Origin of the sequence: Micromonospora sp. NPDC047644, assembly GCF_040704315.1 — a bacterium.
Classification (GTDB): domain Bacteria; phylum Actinomycetota; class Actinomycetes; order Mycobacteriales; family Micromonosporaceae; genus Micromonospora.
Map to the genome: position 1 here is coordinate 17,000 of NZ_JBEYSY010000025.1, position 14,787 is coordinate 31,786.

12 protein-coding genes are annotated in these 14,787 nt (G+C 68.8%); 4 read left to right on the plus strand and 8 right to left on the minus strand.

All coding sequences use genetic code 11. The features are described 5' to 3' along the window. Positions 1-7: 7 nt before the first annotated feature. Both AB0877_RS29915 and AB0877_RS29920 read right to left on the minus strand, forming a co-directional pair. Positions 8-1,834 (minus strand): glycoside hydrolase family 15 protein, encoded by a 1,827-nt coding sequence (locus tag AB0877_RS29915; RefSeq protein ID WP_366612985.1) that lies wholly within the window; start codon positions 1,832-1,834, stop codon positions 8-10. Positions 1,835-1,946: 112 nt separating this feature from the next. Further along, positions 1,947-2,273 carry a hypothetical protein gene (locus AB0877_RS29920; protein WP_366612918.1) on the minus strand — a complete coding sequence of 109 codons (327 nt, stop codon included), beginning with the start codon at positions 2,271-2,273 and terminating at the stop codon, positions 1,947-1,949. Positions 2,274-2,474: 201 nt separating this feature from the next. Between AB0877_RS29920 and AB0877_RS29925 the strand changes: the two genes are divergently transcribed. Continuing rightward, a complete protein-coding gene (locus tag AB0877_RS29925) occupies positions 2,475-2,900 on the plus strand; it encodes a VOC family protein (protein WP_366612920.1) in 426 nt (141 codons plus the stop codon). Between the two features lie 9 nt (positions 2,901-2,909). Here the strand turns inward: AB0877_RS29925 and AB0877_RS29930 are convergent, their stop codons facing one another. Then, positions 2,910-4,118 carry an FUSC family protein gene (locus AB0877_RS29930; RefSeq protein ID WP_366612923.1) on the minus strand — a complete coding sequence of 403 codons (1,209 nt, stop codon included), beginning with the start codon at positions 4,116-4,118 and terminating at the stop codon, positions 2,910-2,912. A gap of 57 nt (positions 4,119-4,175) precedes the next feature. Then, a complete protein-coding gene (locus tag AB0877_RS29935) occupies positions 4,176-4,472 on the minus strand; it encodes a DUF6582 domain-containing protein (protein WP_355005386.1) in 297 nt (98 codons plus the stop codon). A gap of 147 nt (positions 4,473-4,619) precedes the next feature. Here AB0877_RS29935 and AB0877_RS29940 point away from each other — a divergent pair, with 147 nt between their 5' ends. Together AB0877_RS29940 and AB0877_RS29945 are read left to right on the plus strand one after the other, a co-directional pair. Continuing rightward, a complete protein-coding gene (locus AB0877_RS29940; protein WP_366612925.1) occupies positions 4,620-4,919 on the plus strand; it encodes an amphi-Trp domain-containing protein in 300 nt (99 codons plus the stop codon). Between the two features lie 186 nt (positions 4,920-5,105). Further along, positions 5,106-6,326: a DUF1996 domain-containing protein gene (locus AB0877_RS29945; RefSeq protein ID WP_366612927.1), complete on the plus strand. Its 1,221-nt coding sequence runs from the start codon at positions 5,106-5,108 to the stop codon at positions 6,324-6,326. Positions 6,327-6,371: 45 nt separating this feature from the next. Here AB0877_RS29945 and AB0877_RS29950 read toward each other — a convergent pair whose 3' ends face one another. The 4 genes from AB0877_RS29950 to AB0877_RS29965 form a co-directional block, all read right to left on the minus strand. Then, positions 6,372-9,038 (minus strand): RICIN domain-containing protein, encoded by a 2,667-nt coding sequence (locus AB0877_RS29950; RefSeq protein WP_366612929.1) that lies wholly within the window; start codon positions 9,036-9,038, stop codon positions 6,372-6,374. Between the two features lie 383 nt (positions 9,039-9,421). Continuing rightward, entirely contained in the window at positions 9,422-12,406 is a 2,985-nt protein-coding gene (locus AB0877_RS29955; RefSeq protein WP_366612931.1) for a glycoside hydrolase family 3 C-terminal domain-containing protein, read from the minus strand. Between the two features lie 250 nt (positions 12,407-12,656). Continuing rightward, a complete protein-coding gene (locus AB0877_RS29960; protein ID WP_366612933.1) occupies positions 12,657-13,007 on the minus strand; it encodes a DoxX family protein in 351 nt (116 codons plus the stop codon). Positions 13,008-13,083: 76 nt separating this feature from the next. Next, positions 13,084-14,022 carry an oxidoreductase gene (locus AB0877_RS29965; RefSeq protein WP_366612935.1) on the minus strand — a complete coding sequence of 313 codons (939 nt, stop codon included), beginning with the start codon at positions 14,020-14,022 and terminating at the stop codon, positions 13,084-13,086. 95 nt (positions 14,023-14,117) lie between these two features. Between AB0877_RS29965 and AB0877_RS29970 the strand changes: the two genes are divergently transcribed. Beyond that, positions 14,118-14,753: a TetR family transcriptional regulator gene (locus AB0877_RS29970; protein ID WP_366612937.1), complete on the plus strand. Its 636-nt coding sequence runs from the start codon at positions 14,118-14,120 to the stop codon at positions 14,751-14,753. Positions 14,754-14,787: the final 34 nt, after the last annotated feature.

A 14,787-nucleotide genomic window follows, 5' to 3' on the forward strand; every position in this document is an offset into this window, starting at 1 on the left:
GGCCCGGTCAGCCCTGCTCGAGCAGGTCGTCGAGGTGGGCCGCCGTGCTGATCAGCGAGAGGTGGCTGAACGCCTGCGGGAAGTTGCCGATCTGCTCGCCGGTCGGCGCGATCTCCTCGGAGTAGAGGCCGAGCGGGTTGCTGTAGGTCAACATCTTCTCGAAGGTCAACCGGGCGTCGTCGATCCGGCCGGCCAGGGCGAGCGCCTGCACGTACCAAAAGGTGCACATGTTGAAGGTGCCCTCGGTGCCGGCGAGACCGTCCGGCGAGGCCCTCGGGTCGTAGCGGTAGACCAGGCTGTCCGAGACGAGGTCGGTGTCCATGGCCCGCAGCGTCGACTCCCACATCGGGTCGGTGGGCGAGATGACGTTCAGCCCGGGCATCGCCAGCAGCGAGGCGTCCAGGATGTCGGACCCGTAGTGCTGCACGAACGCGCCGCGTTCCTGGTTGAACCCGCGTGTCATCACCTGCTGGTAGATGGCGTCGCGTTCGGCGGACCAGCGGGCGGTGTCGCCGGGGCGGCCCCGGCGTCGCGCGATCCGGATGGCCCGGTCCAACGCGACCCAGGAGAGCACCCGGCCGTAGGTGAAGTCCTGCCGGCCGGATCGGGTCTCCCAGATTCCGTCCTCGGGTTGGTCCCAGTGGTCGCAGAGCCAGTCCATCAAGCCTGCCGTCTTGCGCCACCCCTCGTACGGCGGGATCAGACCGTTGCGGTCCGCGAGTTCCAACGAGATGAGCGCCTCGCCGTAGATGTCGAGTTGCAGTTGGTCCGCCGCGCCGTTGCCGATCCGCACCGGTGCCGAGCCGCGGTAGCCCTCCAGGTGACCCAGCACCTCCTCCGGGATGTCGGGCGAGCCGTCGATGCGGTACATGATCTGCAAAGGCATTCGGTCGTCCCGTGCCTCACGGATGCGCGCGTCGAGCCAGAGCAGATACTTCTGGGCCTCGTCGGTGAAGCCCAGGCGCAGCAGCGCGTGGACGGAGAAGGACGCGTCCCGGATCCAGGTGTAGCGGTAGTCCCAGTTCCGCTGCCCGCCGATCTGCTCGGGAAGCCCCGCCGTGGGCGCGGCGACAAGGGCGCCGGTCGGTGCGTACGTCATCAGTTTGATGGTCATCGCCGACCGCTCGACCACCTCCCTCCAGCGGCCCTTGTAGCGGGAGCGGCCCGCCCACCGCCGCCAGTAGTCGCGGGTCTCGGCGAGCAGTTCGCACGCCTCGTCGGTGGTGAGTCCCCGGGGTGCGTCCGGGCGGGCCGTCTCCAGGACCACCCCGCCGATGTCGCCCGCGTGCAGGCTGAACGACGCGGACACACCCTCGGCGTCGCGGCGGATGTCTCTGGCCTCGAACAGCTGCAACGAGCCCTTGAAGGGGGCGAGGGTGAAGGTCAGCGTCGGGCTCCGGAAGACGTCGCCCTCGGGGTGCACCTCCAACTCGAACGGGTCACGCCCGTAGTTGAACCGCGGGCGGCAGTGGAAGCGGAACTGCATGCTTCCCCGGACCATGCGAACCAGTCGGATCAACCGGTGCCGGTCGGTGGCCTGCGCACCGGTGACGGGCATGAAGTCCAACAGCTCACCGACACCGTCAGCGCTGTGGAAGCGGGTGATCAGGATCGGCGTACCGGGCAGGTAGAGCTGCTTGCTGGAGTAGGCGACGCCGTCGGGCGAGAGCTGGAAGTGGCCGCCGTTGCGGCGGTCCAGCAACGCGCCGAAGACGCTCGGCGAGTCGAAGCGCGGCGCGCAGAACCAGTCGACGGTGCCGTCCGTGCTGATCAACGCAGCGGTCTGCAGGTCACCGATCAGACCGTGGTTCTCGACTGCCGGGTAGCTCTGCACGTCGTCCCCCGCCATCCGTGCTGGCAATGGCAGCGACTACCCGGGAACTGGCGGAAGATGCGGGCCCCGGGACGGGGCGGCGCCGACCCCGTCCCGGTACGCGATCAGTCGCTCAGCTGGCGCGGAAGCTCGTGTACTGCCCGGCCGGATAGGTCCGGAGCGTGCCCACGCCCGTCGCCTGCCCGGAGCAGTCCGTGCTCCGGTAGAAGGTGACGTCCTGGAAGCCGCTCCAACCGACGTGGCTGTCGGCGGTCGGGGGCAGCGGCGTACACGCGCCGGTCGGGGCCGGGAAGTGCGCGACCGCCGTGGTGAACGTCCCGCTGTAGAAGGTCAGACCGGATTCCTGGGCCGAGGCGGGCGAGGCCAGGACGCCGAGCCCGGCGGTCATGATCGCGGAGATGGTCAACACTGCGCCGGCCCGGGCTGCTCTTGCTCGCATGCTCGCACTCCAATGCGTCGATGGATCTTTCCACCATCGTCGCCGCACTTTGTTGACATCGCAAGAATTAGGTCGAGGTGTTCACCTGGGTCGGCGGTCCCCTGAAGAACGACGAGACCCACCGCTCATTGAGGAAGCTGACCTTCCGCAATCCCCGATAGCGTCACCACCAACGACATCGACGAGACGAGAGGACACCCGATGAGCCTGCGAGGATTCGCCACACTGAACATCTGGGCGGACGACGTGGCAGCGGCCACCGCCTGGTACGCGGACCTCCTCGGGATCGAGGCGTACTTCATGCGCCCCGGCCCCGACGGGCGCCCGGCCTACACCGAGTTCCGCATCGGGGACTACCAGGCCGAGTTGGGCATCATCGACAGCAGGTACGCGCCGGCCGGCGCGGCGACCGGGCCCGGCGGCGCGGTCATGCACTGGTGCGTCGACGACCTCGACGCGACAGTCGAGCGACTGTTGGCGATGGGTGCCACGGAGTACCAGCCGATCACCCCGCACGGGGACGAGGGGTTCGTCACGGCGGCGGTGGTCGACCCGTTCGGCAACGTGCTGGGCGTCATGAAGAACCCGCACTACCTGGACGTCCTCGCCTCGCTGAAGGCGACGTGACGGCCCGGCTCATGCCCATTCGTCCGGGTCCGCCGTCCGCCGCACCAGCTTCGCCGCCCGGTCGGCGTCCAGCCCGCTGGCGATGAGCAGATCCTGTGCCGCCGTACGGAACTCACCAGCGGCGATCATGCCGGAGTAGCCCAACCGGTGGGTGTGCGGGCGGGTCGGATCCGGTGCGGCTGCCCCCTGCGCCTTCCCGATCAGCTCGACGGCCGCGAGGATCTGCCGGCGCGCCTCCCGAGGTTCCTCCCGTGCGCGGATCGCGCATCTGAGGGTCTGCACGCTCGTTGCCAGCAGGTCGATCGCCGCGGGAAACTCCTCGGATATCGGCTCGTCGTCCCGAAGGGCCTTGGTGAGCCGCCTCGCGATGGACCGGCAGCTGTGCAGGCTGCGCTCCATGTGGCGGACGGCTTCGGTGTAGAAGGCCAGGGATGGTCGTTCACGCCAGCGCAGTGGCGCCAGTCGGACCACCTCCTGTGCCGCGTCGAGCCCTTCGTCCAGCGCGGTCAGTCGGGGGCTGAGCGTCCGCAGCGCGCCCAGACCCCGCTCGGCCGCGCCGAGATCGCGAAGGCGGAGCGCTGCGGCCAGATCGTGCAGGGCGGTGACGGCCGGGTCGAGGACAGGTTCGGCCAGCCGTTGCACGGTCCGCTGCGGGTGGATGGGCACCAGCAGCAGACCGACCGCCAGGCCGATCAACCCGCCGACGGCGGCGTCGACGAAACGGGGCACGGACAGGTCCCGTACCGGCGGTTCCAGGGTGGCGATGAGCACCGCGGTGCCGCCGGCCTGGGTGAGCAGCGAACCGCCCCCCTTGAGCAGCACCGCGACGATGATCGCCAGCACGACGACCACACCGGTCTGCCACGCCCCGATGCCGAAGAACGGCATGAGCGTGTCACCGACGGCGAGCCCGAGGACCACCCCGACCAGCAGTTCGATGGTGCGCCGCAGGCGTGAGCCCATCGAGGCGGCCACGATGCCGACCGCCGTGGTGGGCGCGAGGACCGGGGCGGGATTGTCCAGGAACTGGTACCCCACGAACCAGGCCAGCGCCGCCGCGACGCCGGCCTGCACGGAAAGCAACCCGTAGAGGCGGAATCGCCAGGCGCGGGTGCGCAGCCCGTGGCGCACCCGCTCGCGCAAGCCGTCCGACGCGACCCGGGGCCCCTCGCGCGGGGGCGGGTCGTCGCCGGTCGCTGGCTGCTGCTTCGCGGGCATCCGCGCCGCTTACCCAGGGCGGGCGCGCCTATCCGGCACGTACGCGGCGAGAACCGGTCAGTGGGCCGGATTCGGTGTGTGCGGAAGTTTGCCGAGTTGACGCCAGTTCGTCTCGGCCACCTCGACGTCGTAGTGAGCGGCGGCGGCGAGGATGTTCTGAAATGCCAGGTCACGCTCCTTGTCGGTAACGCCCTGCACCTGGTCGAACCGGGCGATGGCGTTACGGACGTGGCCGGCGTCGGTCATCGGCTCCTTGCGTTTGTCGGGAAACGCGAAGACGCTCTCCGGCAACTCGCGCTTGTCCTTGTCCGACAGGCCACCGTGTTTTTCGTGGGGTTTCCAGGTCGATGTCATCCCCCACCGATACCCGCCAGCCGCCCGGTCGCACCTCGCTGGCCGACATTTCCCCTGCTGACCGCTCCCCACCGCAAGATCCATACCATGCGGTCGGCGTGCGCGCAGCCGAAGCCCTCCCCCGGCGGTCCTTTGTGGAGTGCGAGCATGGCCGGCATGGATATCTACGAGGACGCCCGTACGGTGTCACGCTCGGACCTGGCCGCCTGGCTGCGTCAGTTGGCGAACCAGTTGGAATCCGACGGTCGGCTCTTCTACGGCGCCGCGGGTGCCGTGTCCGTGGCGGACACCGTGCGGTGCGAGTTGGAGATCGAACGGGAGAGCGAGACGGAGGTGTCCGTCGAGATCGAGTTCTCCTGGACCGAGCCGACGTCCACGCCGGCGGCGAACGAGGTCGAGGAGTCCTCGAGCGGTGAACAGCAGGCCGAGGTCACGCCGGAGGCGTGATCTCGGGCCGACGACGTACCGAACGGCGGCCATCGAGACCGGTGGCCGCCACCGTCGCCACTCCCGCGGAAGCAGCTTCTTTTAAGAAGGCTTTAGGAAGCTGTCGGTCGTGATCGGGGAGCGCCTACCATACGGCGGCCGTGGCCGTCCGGGTCAACGCCGTCGTCTGCTCGTTGGGAGTGACCCGTGTCGTACGCCCCGTTGCCCGAACCGGACGCGAGCCAACCGCCGCCCCGTCACCGCCCGCCGAGCTGGTTCACCCGTAACCGGCTGGGCGCGGCCGCGGGAGCCGCGGTCGCGCTCGTCATCGCCGCCGGCGGCGTGTACCTGGCCGGTGGCGACGTGACGCCCGAGCCGTCGAACGCGGCGAACGCGGCGAACGCCCTCGAATACCCGTCACCGCCGGCCGGGCAGTCGGCGTCGCCCGCCGTTTCGGCATCGACCGCCGCGACGCCGTCAGCCGCCACGACCCCGTCGACCGGCGCGACACCGTCGACCGCTGGCGCGCCGAAGGCCCCGGCGACCGGCTGGATTCCGGTCGACGGGGCGACCTGGAAGGCGCAGGCCGACGCGTACCGGGCGTTGAAGATCGACCCCGTCCCGTCCGGGGTGGGCAACCTCCCGGAGTTCCGGGCCGACTGCCAGTACAGCCACCGGCTGCCGGACGACCCGATCGTCGCCCCCGGCCTACCGGGCGCGTCACACATGCACTCGTTCGTCGGCAACAAGGCCGTCGACGCGGGCACCGTCGCCGGCGACCTGACGACGTTCACGGCCACCTCCTGCAAGCCGGTCCAGGACCACTCCGCCTACTGGGTGCCCACGCTCTACGACAACGCGACGGGAAAGCCGGTCGAGACGAGCGGGTTCCGGGTCTACTACCGCTCGCTGGCCAAGAACTCCACCGGCCAGATGCCGATGCCCAACGGCCTGCGCATGATCTCCGGTGACGCCAAGAAGAAGAAGCCGACCCCGCGGGGCGCGACCGGCCAGTTCTACTGCGCCTTCTACGGCCCCGGAGACCTCGACGGCATCGCCCGCAGCACCAACGGCAACTGGCCCATCTGCGGGGGCGACGCGACGCTGCACTTCATGATGCAGTTCCCCGACTGCTGGGACGGCAAGCACCTGGACAGCCCCAACCACAAGGACCACGTGGCGTACGGCAGCGGCAACTCCTGCCCGACCAGCCACCCGGTCCGGATCCCGGCGATCACCTTCGACATCCAGTACCCGGCGAAGGGCACCCCGGCGGGCTACTACCTCTCCTCCGACAAGGAGGGTAAGAGCGCCTCGTCGATGCACGGCGACGCGTTCGTGATGTGGGACGTCGACACCATGAACAAACGCACCAAGAACTGTGTCCAGCAACGCCGGACCTGCGACAACTACGGTTACCAGAAATAGCCGGGGCCAGGCCCGTGTCGGCCTGGCCCCGGGGTTCCGGGTGGGTCAGCTACGCAGCGTCCACTGCTGGTTCGTGCCGCCGTTACAGGACCAGAGGATGATCTTCGTGCCGTTGGCGCTGGCGGCGCCGTTGGCGTCGAGGCAGAGCCCGGACTGGGCGTTCGTCACGGTGCCGTTGCTGTTGACGTTCCACTGCTGGTTCGTGCCGCCGTGGCAGTCCCAGATGATGACCTGGGTGCCGTTGGCCGTGCCGTTCCCGGAGGCGTCCAGGCACTTGTTGCCGTAGACGGTCAACTGCCTGCTGCTGGTGTGGGTCCACCGCTGGTTGGTGCCACTGCCGCAGTCCCAGAGTTGCGTCTGGGTGCCGTTGGTGGTCGACGAGTTGGGCACCTCGACGCACCGGCCGGACTGGCCACCGACGAGCTGTCCCTGCCCCGTACCGCTGCCACCGCCCTGCTGCTGCCGGACGATGAATGTCGACTCCGCCGACCGGTTGCCCTGGGCGTCGACGACGTAGAGCCGGTACTCACCCTGGGTCGCCGGCACCGCGATGGAGGTGGCGTTGCCGGCCGCCCTGGTCATCGTCGCCCCGGCGGTGAAGCTGGTCGTGCCGGACGGGGCCAGCCACACCGACCTGGTGGCGTCGCCGGTGCTCCGGATCGGAATCGACGCCGTGGTGCTGGTGACGAAGGTGCTGGCCGGCAGCACGTAGTTCGGTGCCGAGTAGGTGCTCGCCGGGACGATGTCCCGGTACGCGTCTTCGAGGCCGGAGTTCGCCGCGATGCTGTAGGCGGTCGCCGGCCAGACATAGTCGGAGGAGACGAGGATGTCGGCGACGGTGCTGTTCGGCAGGTTCTTGTTCGAGACCTTGTTGATCGGGCCGTAGATCTGCGTGATGCTCAGGTCGTGCTTCCGGCCGAAGTCGTCGGAATTGATCATCCAGGTGACGTTCTTGTCGATGCTCAGCACGTTGTCGCGGAAGGTGATGAACGCCGAGCCCTCATCCGGGTGCAGGCCGTACTTGTGACCTGACGGAACGCCCTGGAGATAGTTGTTGGTGATCGTGGTGCCCGGCTGGCTGCCGAGCGTGTAGATGGGCGCCGTGTCACTCAGACGCTGCACCGTGTCGATGATGTGGTTGTAGCTGATGGTGTTGTTCCGCGCCGTCGTGGTGGGGCGGTTCGGCTGGATCGAGCCCGAGGACCCGTCGAAGTTCCACCAGCCCCACCCCATGGTGATGCCCGACCACGGAGCCTTCTCGATCCGGTTGCGCTGGATCGTCAGCGTGTCGACGAAGTACGCCGAGATGGGGCTGTGCCCGTTGAACAGGACGGCGCTGTCGTAGATGTAGTTGTTCTTGATGTCGATGTTCTTCGGCAACCCCTCGACCTGCGGAAGGTACTTCTCCCGGTTCGTCGACGTGCCGTCGCCGATGTAGACGTGCTGGGGATGACCGACGTTGATGGCCGACCCCGCGATGTCGTTGGTGGCGTTGCCGATCAACTGCGTGCCCTGCACGTCGTTGACCAGGCTGATGCCGTCCGCGCCGGTGTGCTCGATCCGGTTGCGCTGCAACAGGAGGCCGTCGGCGTTCTGGATCTGGATGATGCCGGGGGTGAGGTCCACGTTGCGGTAGTGGTAGACGTGGAAGTTGCCCTTCGCGTACGCCTGCGCGCCGAGGTTGCCCTGCTGCGCCTGCTTGAAGGACGAGCCGGCGACGTTGAACAGGTTCCAGTCCGAGTGCCGCACGGTCAGACCGGAGAACGTGATGTTGCGGGCGTGGTTGGTCGTCGAGGTGCCGGCGACCCGCAGCACGGTGGTCACGTTGTTCGGCGCATAGACCGTCGCGGTGGACATGTTCTCGGCGCTGGCCTTGTAGTAGTAGACCGTCTTGGCGCCCTTGTCGTAGTAGAACTCACCCGGCGCGTCCAGGAACTCGTACGCGTTCATGAGTTTGTGGACGCCGCCGACCTGGGCGTTGCCGTTGAACGCGCCCTGCGCGATGGCCGCGCCCGGCTGCTGGAACAGGGCGACCCGGCTCCCGCCGTCGGTGGTCACCTGCCGGACGCCGACGATGGCAGTGGTCCAGGTCGTGCCCGTCTCGATCTCGATGTCGTCCTGGTTGCGCGGGATGGCGGGGAAGTCGTTCTGGTTGTACCTGGCGCCGTCACACTGCGACCCCGACTCCCAGGCCCAGGCGGCCTGGTTGGCCGTGATGTTGTACGTCCCGAAGCACCCGCCCGAGCTGACCGTCTTCGTCGCCATGACAGCACGCTTGTCGTTGACGTAGAGCGCCCGCAGCTTGTTGGCGCGGTCCAGTGGCGCCTTCCAGATGTTGCCGCTGTGCTGGGTCCACCCGGTCACCTGGACGCCACCGTCGAGGATCGGCTTCTCGTTGGCGTAGGCCCCGTAGCTGATCCGGTACCCGTTGGTGCCGGAGTCACTCGACCCGAATTCGATGGTGCTGGTCACCGGATAGGTGCCGCCCCGGAGGAGGACGTTGACATCTCCGGTCAGGTTCCCGCTTATCGTTCGAACGACGTCCCGCGCCCGTTGGATCGTCTTGAACGGCGACTGCAACGTTCCCGCATTGGCGTCGTTACCGTCCGGGGCGACGTAGTAGGTCGCCTGGACCGCGGCCGAGGCCGGGAGTTGGTTTGTCAGCACTGCCGGCAGCGTGGCGGCGACAAGCGCCGCCGCCAACACTGACATTCGAGCGGTGGATAAGGCTGACTTCACGTCTGTTCCTCTCACTGGTCGTCGATGTGGTGCCCAAAGTGCGTATCGAGCGACGAGTACGGAACAGCGACGCCACGAAGGGCCGGCGGGGATTTCCGTCGCCCCGACCGCACTCTTTGTTAACCGCCCCGAAATTCTTACTGGGAGCGTAGGTCACACGTCTGACCAATGCAACAGTCAATCGGAGGGCGTCTATGCAGAAATGCCTACGGACCGGGCAGATCAACCAAGTCGCCCGGACACCCCTGATCGCGTCGTCCGACGAATCCACAGTGCTGCGACGACGTCGCCGGCGAGCACCGAGCCCGGCACGCGGCCCGGGGCCGGGTCGCGACGGACCCGGCCCCGGTCTTGCGCTACCTGATGGAGAATTCCGCCAGCCGTAGCGGGGAGTCGAACACCAGGTACACGTCGTGGGTGCCGACAGCCCGGGCCAACCCGGTGCTGGCGCTGACGTACCGGTAGTCGTCACCGGTGCTGGGCACTGCGGCAGTGCCGAGCAGGCGGCCCGTGGGCGAGCCCATCCGGATCTGGATCGTGCCGGTACCCGCACCGGCCTTGGCGACCTTCGCGGTGAAGGTGCGCTCGCCGTCGCGCAGGGCGGAACCGTCGAAGGCGATCCACTGGCCGGCGGCGGTGGCACCGACCGCCGTACCGCGCGGTTTCGTCTCGTCGACGAGCCGGACCCCCGCGTACCTGTCGAAGTTCTCCGCCCGGGTGGGCCGGGACAGGTCGCGGGCCGGAATGGTCTCGCCGCGGACCCGGACCGCGGCGCGGGCGCGGATGTCCTCGACGGACGCCCCGACCATCAGGTCGTGGACGGACGACTCGACCACCCACCTGCTGCGGGTGACGTCCCAGTGCGCCAGGTCTGCGGCGGGCAGGCGCAGGGTCACCGTACGGGTCTGCCCAGGCGCGAGTTTCACCTGCTGGAACGCCTTGAGCTGGCGGATCGGGGTGGTGTCCCGCGAGGTGCGCTGGTGGGTGTAGAGCTGAACGACCTCGGTCCCGGTCCGGCTGCCGACGTTCGTCACGTCGACGCTGGCCGTGATGGTGCCGTCGGCCGCCACCGACTGGGCGCCGGCACGCAGCTGGCCGTACCGGAAACGGGTGTACGACAGCCCGTGGCCGAACGGGTAGAGCGGCTTCGCGCGGTTGTAGAGGTAGGTCTGCCCGGACGAGATGATGTCGTATTCCAGCAGGTCCGGCGGTAGTTGCGCGTCCGAGCGGTACCAGGTCTGGGTGAGCCGACCGGACGGGTTGCGGTCGCCGAAGAGGACGTCGGCGATGGCGTGACCGGTTTCCGCGCCCGCGTGGGTGGTCCAGACGATGGCCGGTACGTGTTCCTGTTCCCATCGGATGGTGACCGGGTAGCTGGTCTGGAGCACGAGCACGGTCCGCGGGTTGGCCCTGACCACCGCCTTGACCAGCGCCTCCTGGCCAGCGCTCAGCGCCGTCGAGGTCCGGTCGTGCGCCTCGCGACCGTTGATGAACGGGTTGCTGCCGACCACCAGCACCGCGGTGTCGGCCGCCTTGGCCGCCGCCACGGCCCGGTCGATGCCGCTGCTGATCACCTCGCGACTGAAGTGGGTCGCGGCGTCCGGGGTCGATGCGCCGAGCTTGAGGGCGCCGTCGTCGCCGATCGTCACGTACGTGTCGGCGCCGAACCAGCTCTCCTTGGTCTCGTAGCCGACGTAGCGCAGCACCACGGTTCCGTCGGCCTGCGGCTCGAGTTTGAACTGCTGCTGGACGTACCAACCGTTCGGCTGTTCGTCACGGGTGATGAACGGCCCCCAGTTGTAGCCGAGGTAACGGCCGCTGGCGGCGTTGCGCAGCGTCACCACGTCCTGCCCCCAGTCGACCACGTCGAACTGGGCGACGAGCGCCGGGACGGCACCGGTCCCGAGGACCGGGTCGGCGTCGGTGGTGCCGGTGGCCGAGACGTACCGGCCGGTCGACACGTCCTTCAGTGCGATCCGGTCCGCCCCGTCGAGCCCGCGCACACTGGCCGAGCCGCCCAGCCGTTCGCGGATGCCGTCGAGCGCCGTCACCTGGTAGGGCAGGTCACCGCCGTACCAGTCCGAGTAGAGGGTGTCGGCCAGCGGGCCGAGCACCGCCACCTTGCGGGTCCGGGCCGGGTCCAGCGGTAGCGCCTGCCGCTCGTTCTTCAGCAGCACCATCGCCTCGCCGGCGGCCTGCCGGGCCAACCGCTGGTGGTCGGGGCTGTTGATGACGTCCGGGGTGATGCCGCCGTACCGGCCGCCGCCCGGGTCGAACTCACCCAGCCGGAACCGGACGTTGAGGATCTCGCGGATCCGGGCGTCGATGTCGGCCTCGGTCAGCAGACCGGTGGCGAGGGCCTGCTTGATCGCGGTGACGGTGGGCTGCGCGTTCGTGTCGTCGGTGATGAAGCTGCTCAGGCCGGCCTTGATGATCGCCGCGTTGCCCTCGGCCTGGGTGGCGTAGTACTTCTGGGTGTTGACGAGGTTGTTCGGCGCCCAGGCGTCGGTGACGTTCATCAGCGGCCTGTCGGTCCAGTCCCGGAACACCGTCATCGGGTCCGGGTCGACTGTCGCCGGACGACCGTTGACCAGGTTGTACGACGCCATCACCCCGGTCGCCGCACCGGCCGCGATGGCCGGTCTGAAGGCGGCGCGGTCGTACTCGTTGAGCACCCGAGGCGGCACGTTCGAGGAGGTCACGTCGCGTCGGACCTCGTTGTTGTAGGCCAGGTAGTGCTTGAGGGTGGGTGCGCTCTTCAGGTGGTTCGGGTCACCGCCGGTCATTCCCGACCCGTACGCGGTGGAGATCTTCGCGGTGAGCAGCGGGTCCTCAGAGTACCCCTCCTCGTTGCGGCCCCACCGGGGGTCGCGCAGCAGATTGACCACCGGCGCCCAGAGGTTGAGCCCCCAGACCCGGGGGTTCTGGGCGTGGTAACCGCGCGCCTCGTCGCCGACGGCCGAACCGACCTGCTCGATCAGGTCGGGGTTCCAGGTGCTCGCCATGCCCACCGGCTGCGGGAAGACGGTGCCGCGAGCCTTGACCACCGCGCCGTTGTTGTCGATGTCGGTGGACCAGGCCACCCCGTGCAGCGCCTCGGTGCCGGTCTTGAACAGGCCGATGCCCAGCCGGGGAATGGCTGGCTGGTACTGGTGCAGCCAGGAGATCTTCTCGTCCTGCGTGAGCCGGCCGAGCAGGTCGTCGACCCGGACGTTCACGGGCAGGCGGGGATCTCGGAACGGGTAGGTGGGTTCGGCGAGCGCGGTGCCGGGAACGGCCGGTAGGGCCAGTAGGGCGAGCGCGAGCGCGGTGATTCCGCGCCGAAGGCGCCATTTCCGCATGCGGTTCTCCTCATGTCGTACGACAGACGCCCAGCGGGCGCCGAGGCCGGCGTGACCAGGCTCGACACCCGGTTGACGGGCCTGAACGACGAATCGTCGAAGCGCTTCGACGACCCGGCCGCGTCACCACGGCCATGATTGTTGTGATCCGCGCAACTATAGATGCCCCTCGATGACCGGGCAATAGCCGCTCCGGCAGGATGACGTCGTCGGGCCAGCCCAGGACGTCGCGGAAGGCATACCGACCAAATCACCAGTGGTAGAGCACGTTCACTGTCAGCGCGGCCGATTCGGTGACGAAGAAGACGGCCCAGCCCACCAGCTGACGGGAGCCGACGCGCAGATGAGCGATGAGCGCGCCGATGAAGTACAGCACCAGCCCGGCGGCGGCGAGGGTGCCCAGCAGCGGTACGGCGAAGCCGGCCAGCAACCCCGCCGAGCCTGCCGCCAGCGCCATGCCCAACCGTGGCACCCATGACCGTGGCACGCGCTTCATGTCCGCCTGGGCCTTCGGATAGTCGTGACCGATCAGGTAGGTGATGGCGGCGAAGCCGGTGAAGATCGACGCGACAATGGTGACCGTGAGGTAGGCAGCGAACATTCTTTCCTCCGTTGTGTGTGCTCGCCCCCTGGACGGTCTGGCACGGCGGAACGTGACGGCTGCTGAGGCGCAGCGATCAGTTCGTCGGTCGCAGCGCGCCGAACCGTACGCCGGTGGCCTGTTCGGACAGTTCCCACAGACGGCGGCCGTGCTCGGGGTCGGTCGCGGCGGCGGAGAGCCTCGCCGGCGCGGGGTGGCCGCGCAGTTCGCCCGGCCCGCCCGGGGCGACGAGCTGGCCCGGCTGCGCACCGGGGTCGGTGGCGGCGAACAGTTGCGGCCAGACGCCGCGATCGACCGGCTGGGCGAGGAGTGGGTTGCCGATCCGGCCCAGCAGCAGTCGCCAGATCAGCGTGGTGGCACCGCTCTGCAGATTCGTCGCGGTGTAGCCGGGGTGGGCGAGGAAGCTGCCCAGCGGACTCGCCGCGGCGCTGAGCCGCCGGTGCAACTCGTAGCCGAAGATGGCGTTGGCCAGCTTGGATGTGTTGTAGAACCCCATCGGGGAGTAGCCCCGCTCGCCGGTCGGGTCGGCGAAGCGCATCTTCGCCTGCCGGTGGTTGACCGAGGTGACGGTGACCACCCGTGGATCCCGGCCGGCCAGCAGGAGGTCGAGCAGGAGCCCGGTGAGAGCGAAGTGCCCGAGGTGGTTCGTGGCGAACTGCATCTCGTGGCCCTGCGGGCTGAGAGTGCGCGGCTGGGCCATCACCCCCGCGTTGTTGATCAGCACATCCACCCGGCGATGGTCTGCGTGCATCCCGTCGGTGAACTCCCGCACCGAGTCGAGGTCGGCGAGGTCGATCCGCCGGACTTCCAGCTCGACGCCGGGCCGGGCCGCGGCGATGTCGGCCGCCACCCGGCGACCTCTCTCCTCGTCGCGGACGGCCAGCACGACGCGCGCACCGCGAACGGCGAGTGCCCGGGCCGTGACCAGGCCGAGGCCCGCCGTGGCACCAGTGACGACGAAGGTACGGCCGCTCAGGTCGGGAATCTGTTCGGTGGACCAACCATCGACAGTCATGCGGCCCACTGTGCTACCCGTGGCACTCAGTGTCAAGCAGTGCGCACAATGCCAACAACGGCACCATGCGGCAGCGAATGACGTAGCATCGGCTGATGACATCCCGTACGGACAACAGCCTGGCCGAGCGCAAACGCCAGCTCGTTGCCGACGAGTTGCGTGACGCCGCCCTGATGCTGCTCGCGACCAAGGGTTTCGACGCGGTGACAGTCGACGACATCGTGGCGGCGGCCGGCATGTCGCGGCGTACCTTCTTCCGCTACTTCGCGTCCAAGGAGGACGTGGTCGTTCGGTTCCTGGCCGACACCAGCGCGGACATCATCACCGAACTCGCCGCCCGACCTCCCGCCGAGCCACCGTCGGTCGCGCTGCGCCACGCTCTCTGGGTGCCGCTCGCCGCCTGCAACGACCACCCGGAGCACTCCGAGCGGGCCCGGGTCGTCGTCCGTCTGATTCTGGACACCCCCGCCCTGCACGCCCGCTGGCTGGAACGCCAGATCGAGTGGCGCACCGAACTGTCCGCCGAGCTGGCCAACCGCCGTCGCCTCGACCCGCACACCGACCCCTACCCACGGATGGCCGCCGGGATGGCACTGCTGGCACTCGACACGGTGCTCCAGCGGTGGCAGCCGGGCGACGACGAGCAGCACCTGGCCGAGCTGATGGACCAGGCATTCGCCGTCGTGGCACCGGCCCTCGACGGGCCGGCCGCGTCACCCGCCGCCGGCTGAGTCCGAGTCAGCGCGGTTTCAGCGCCCTCGCACC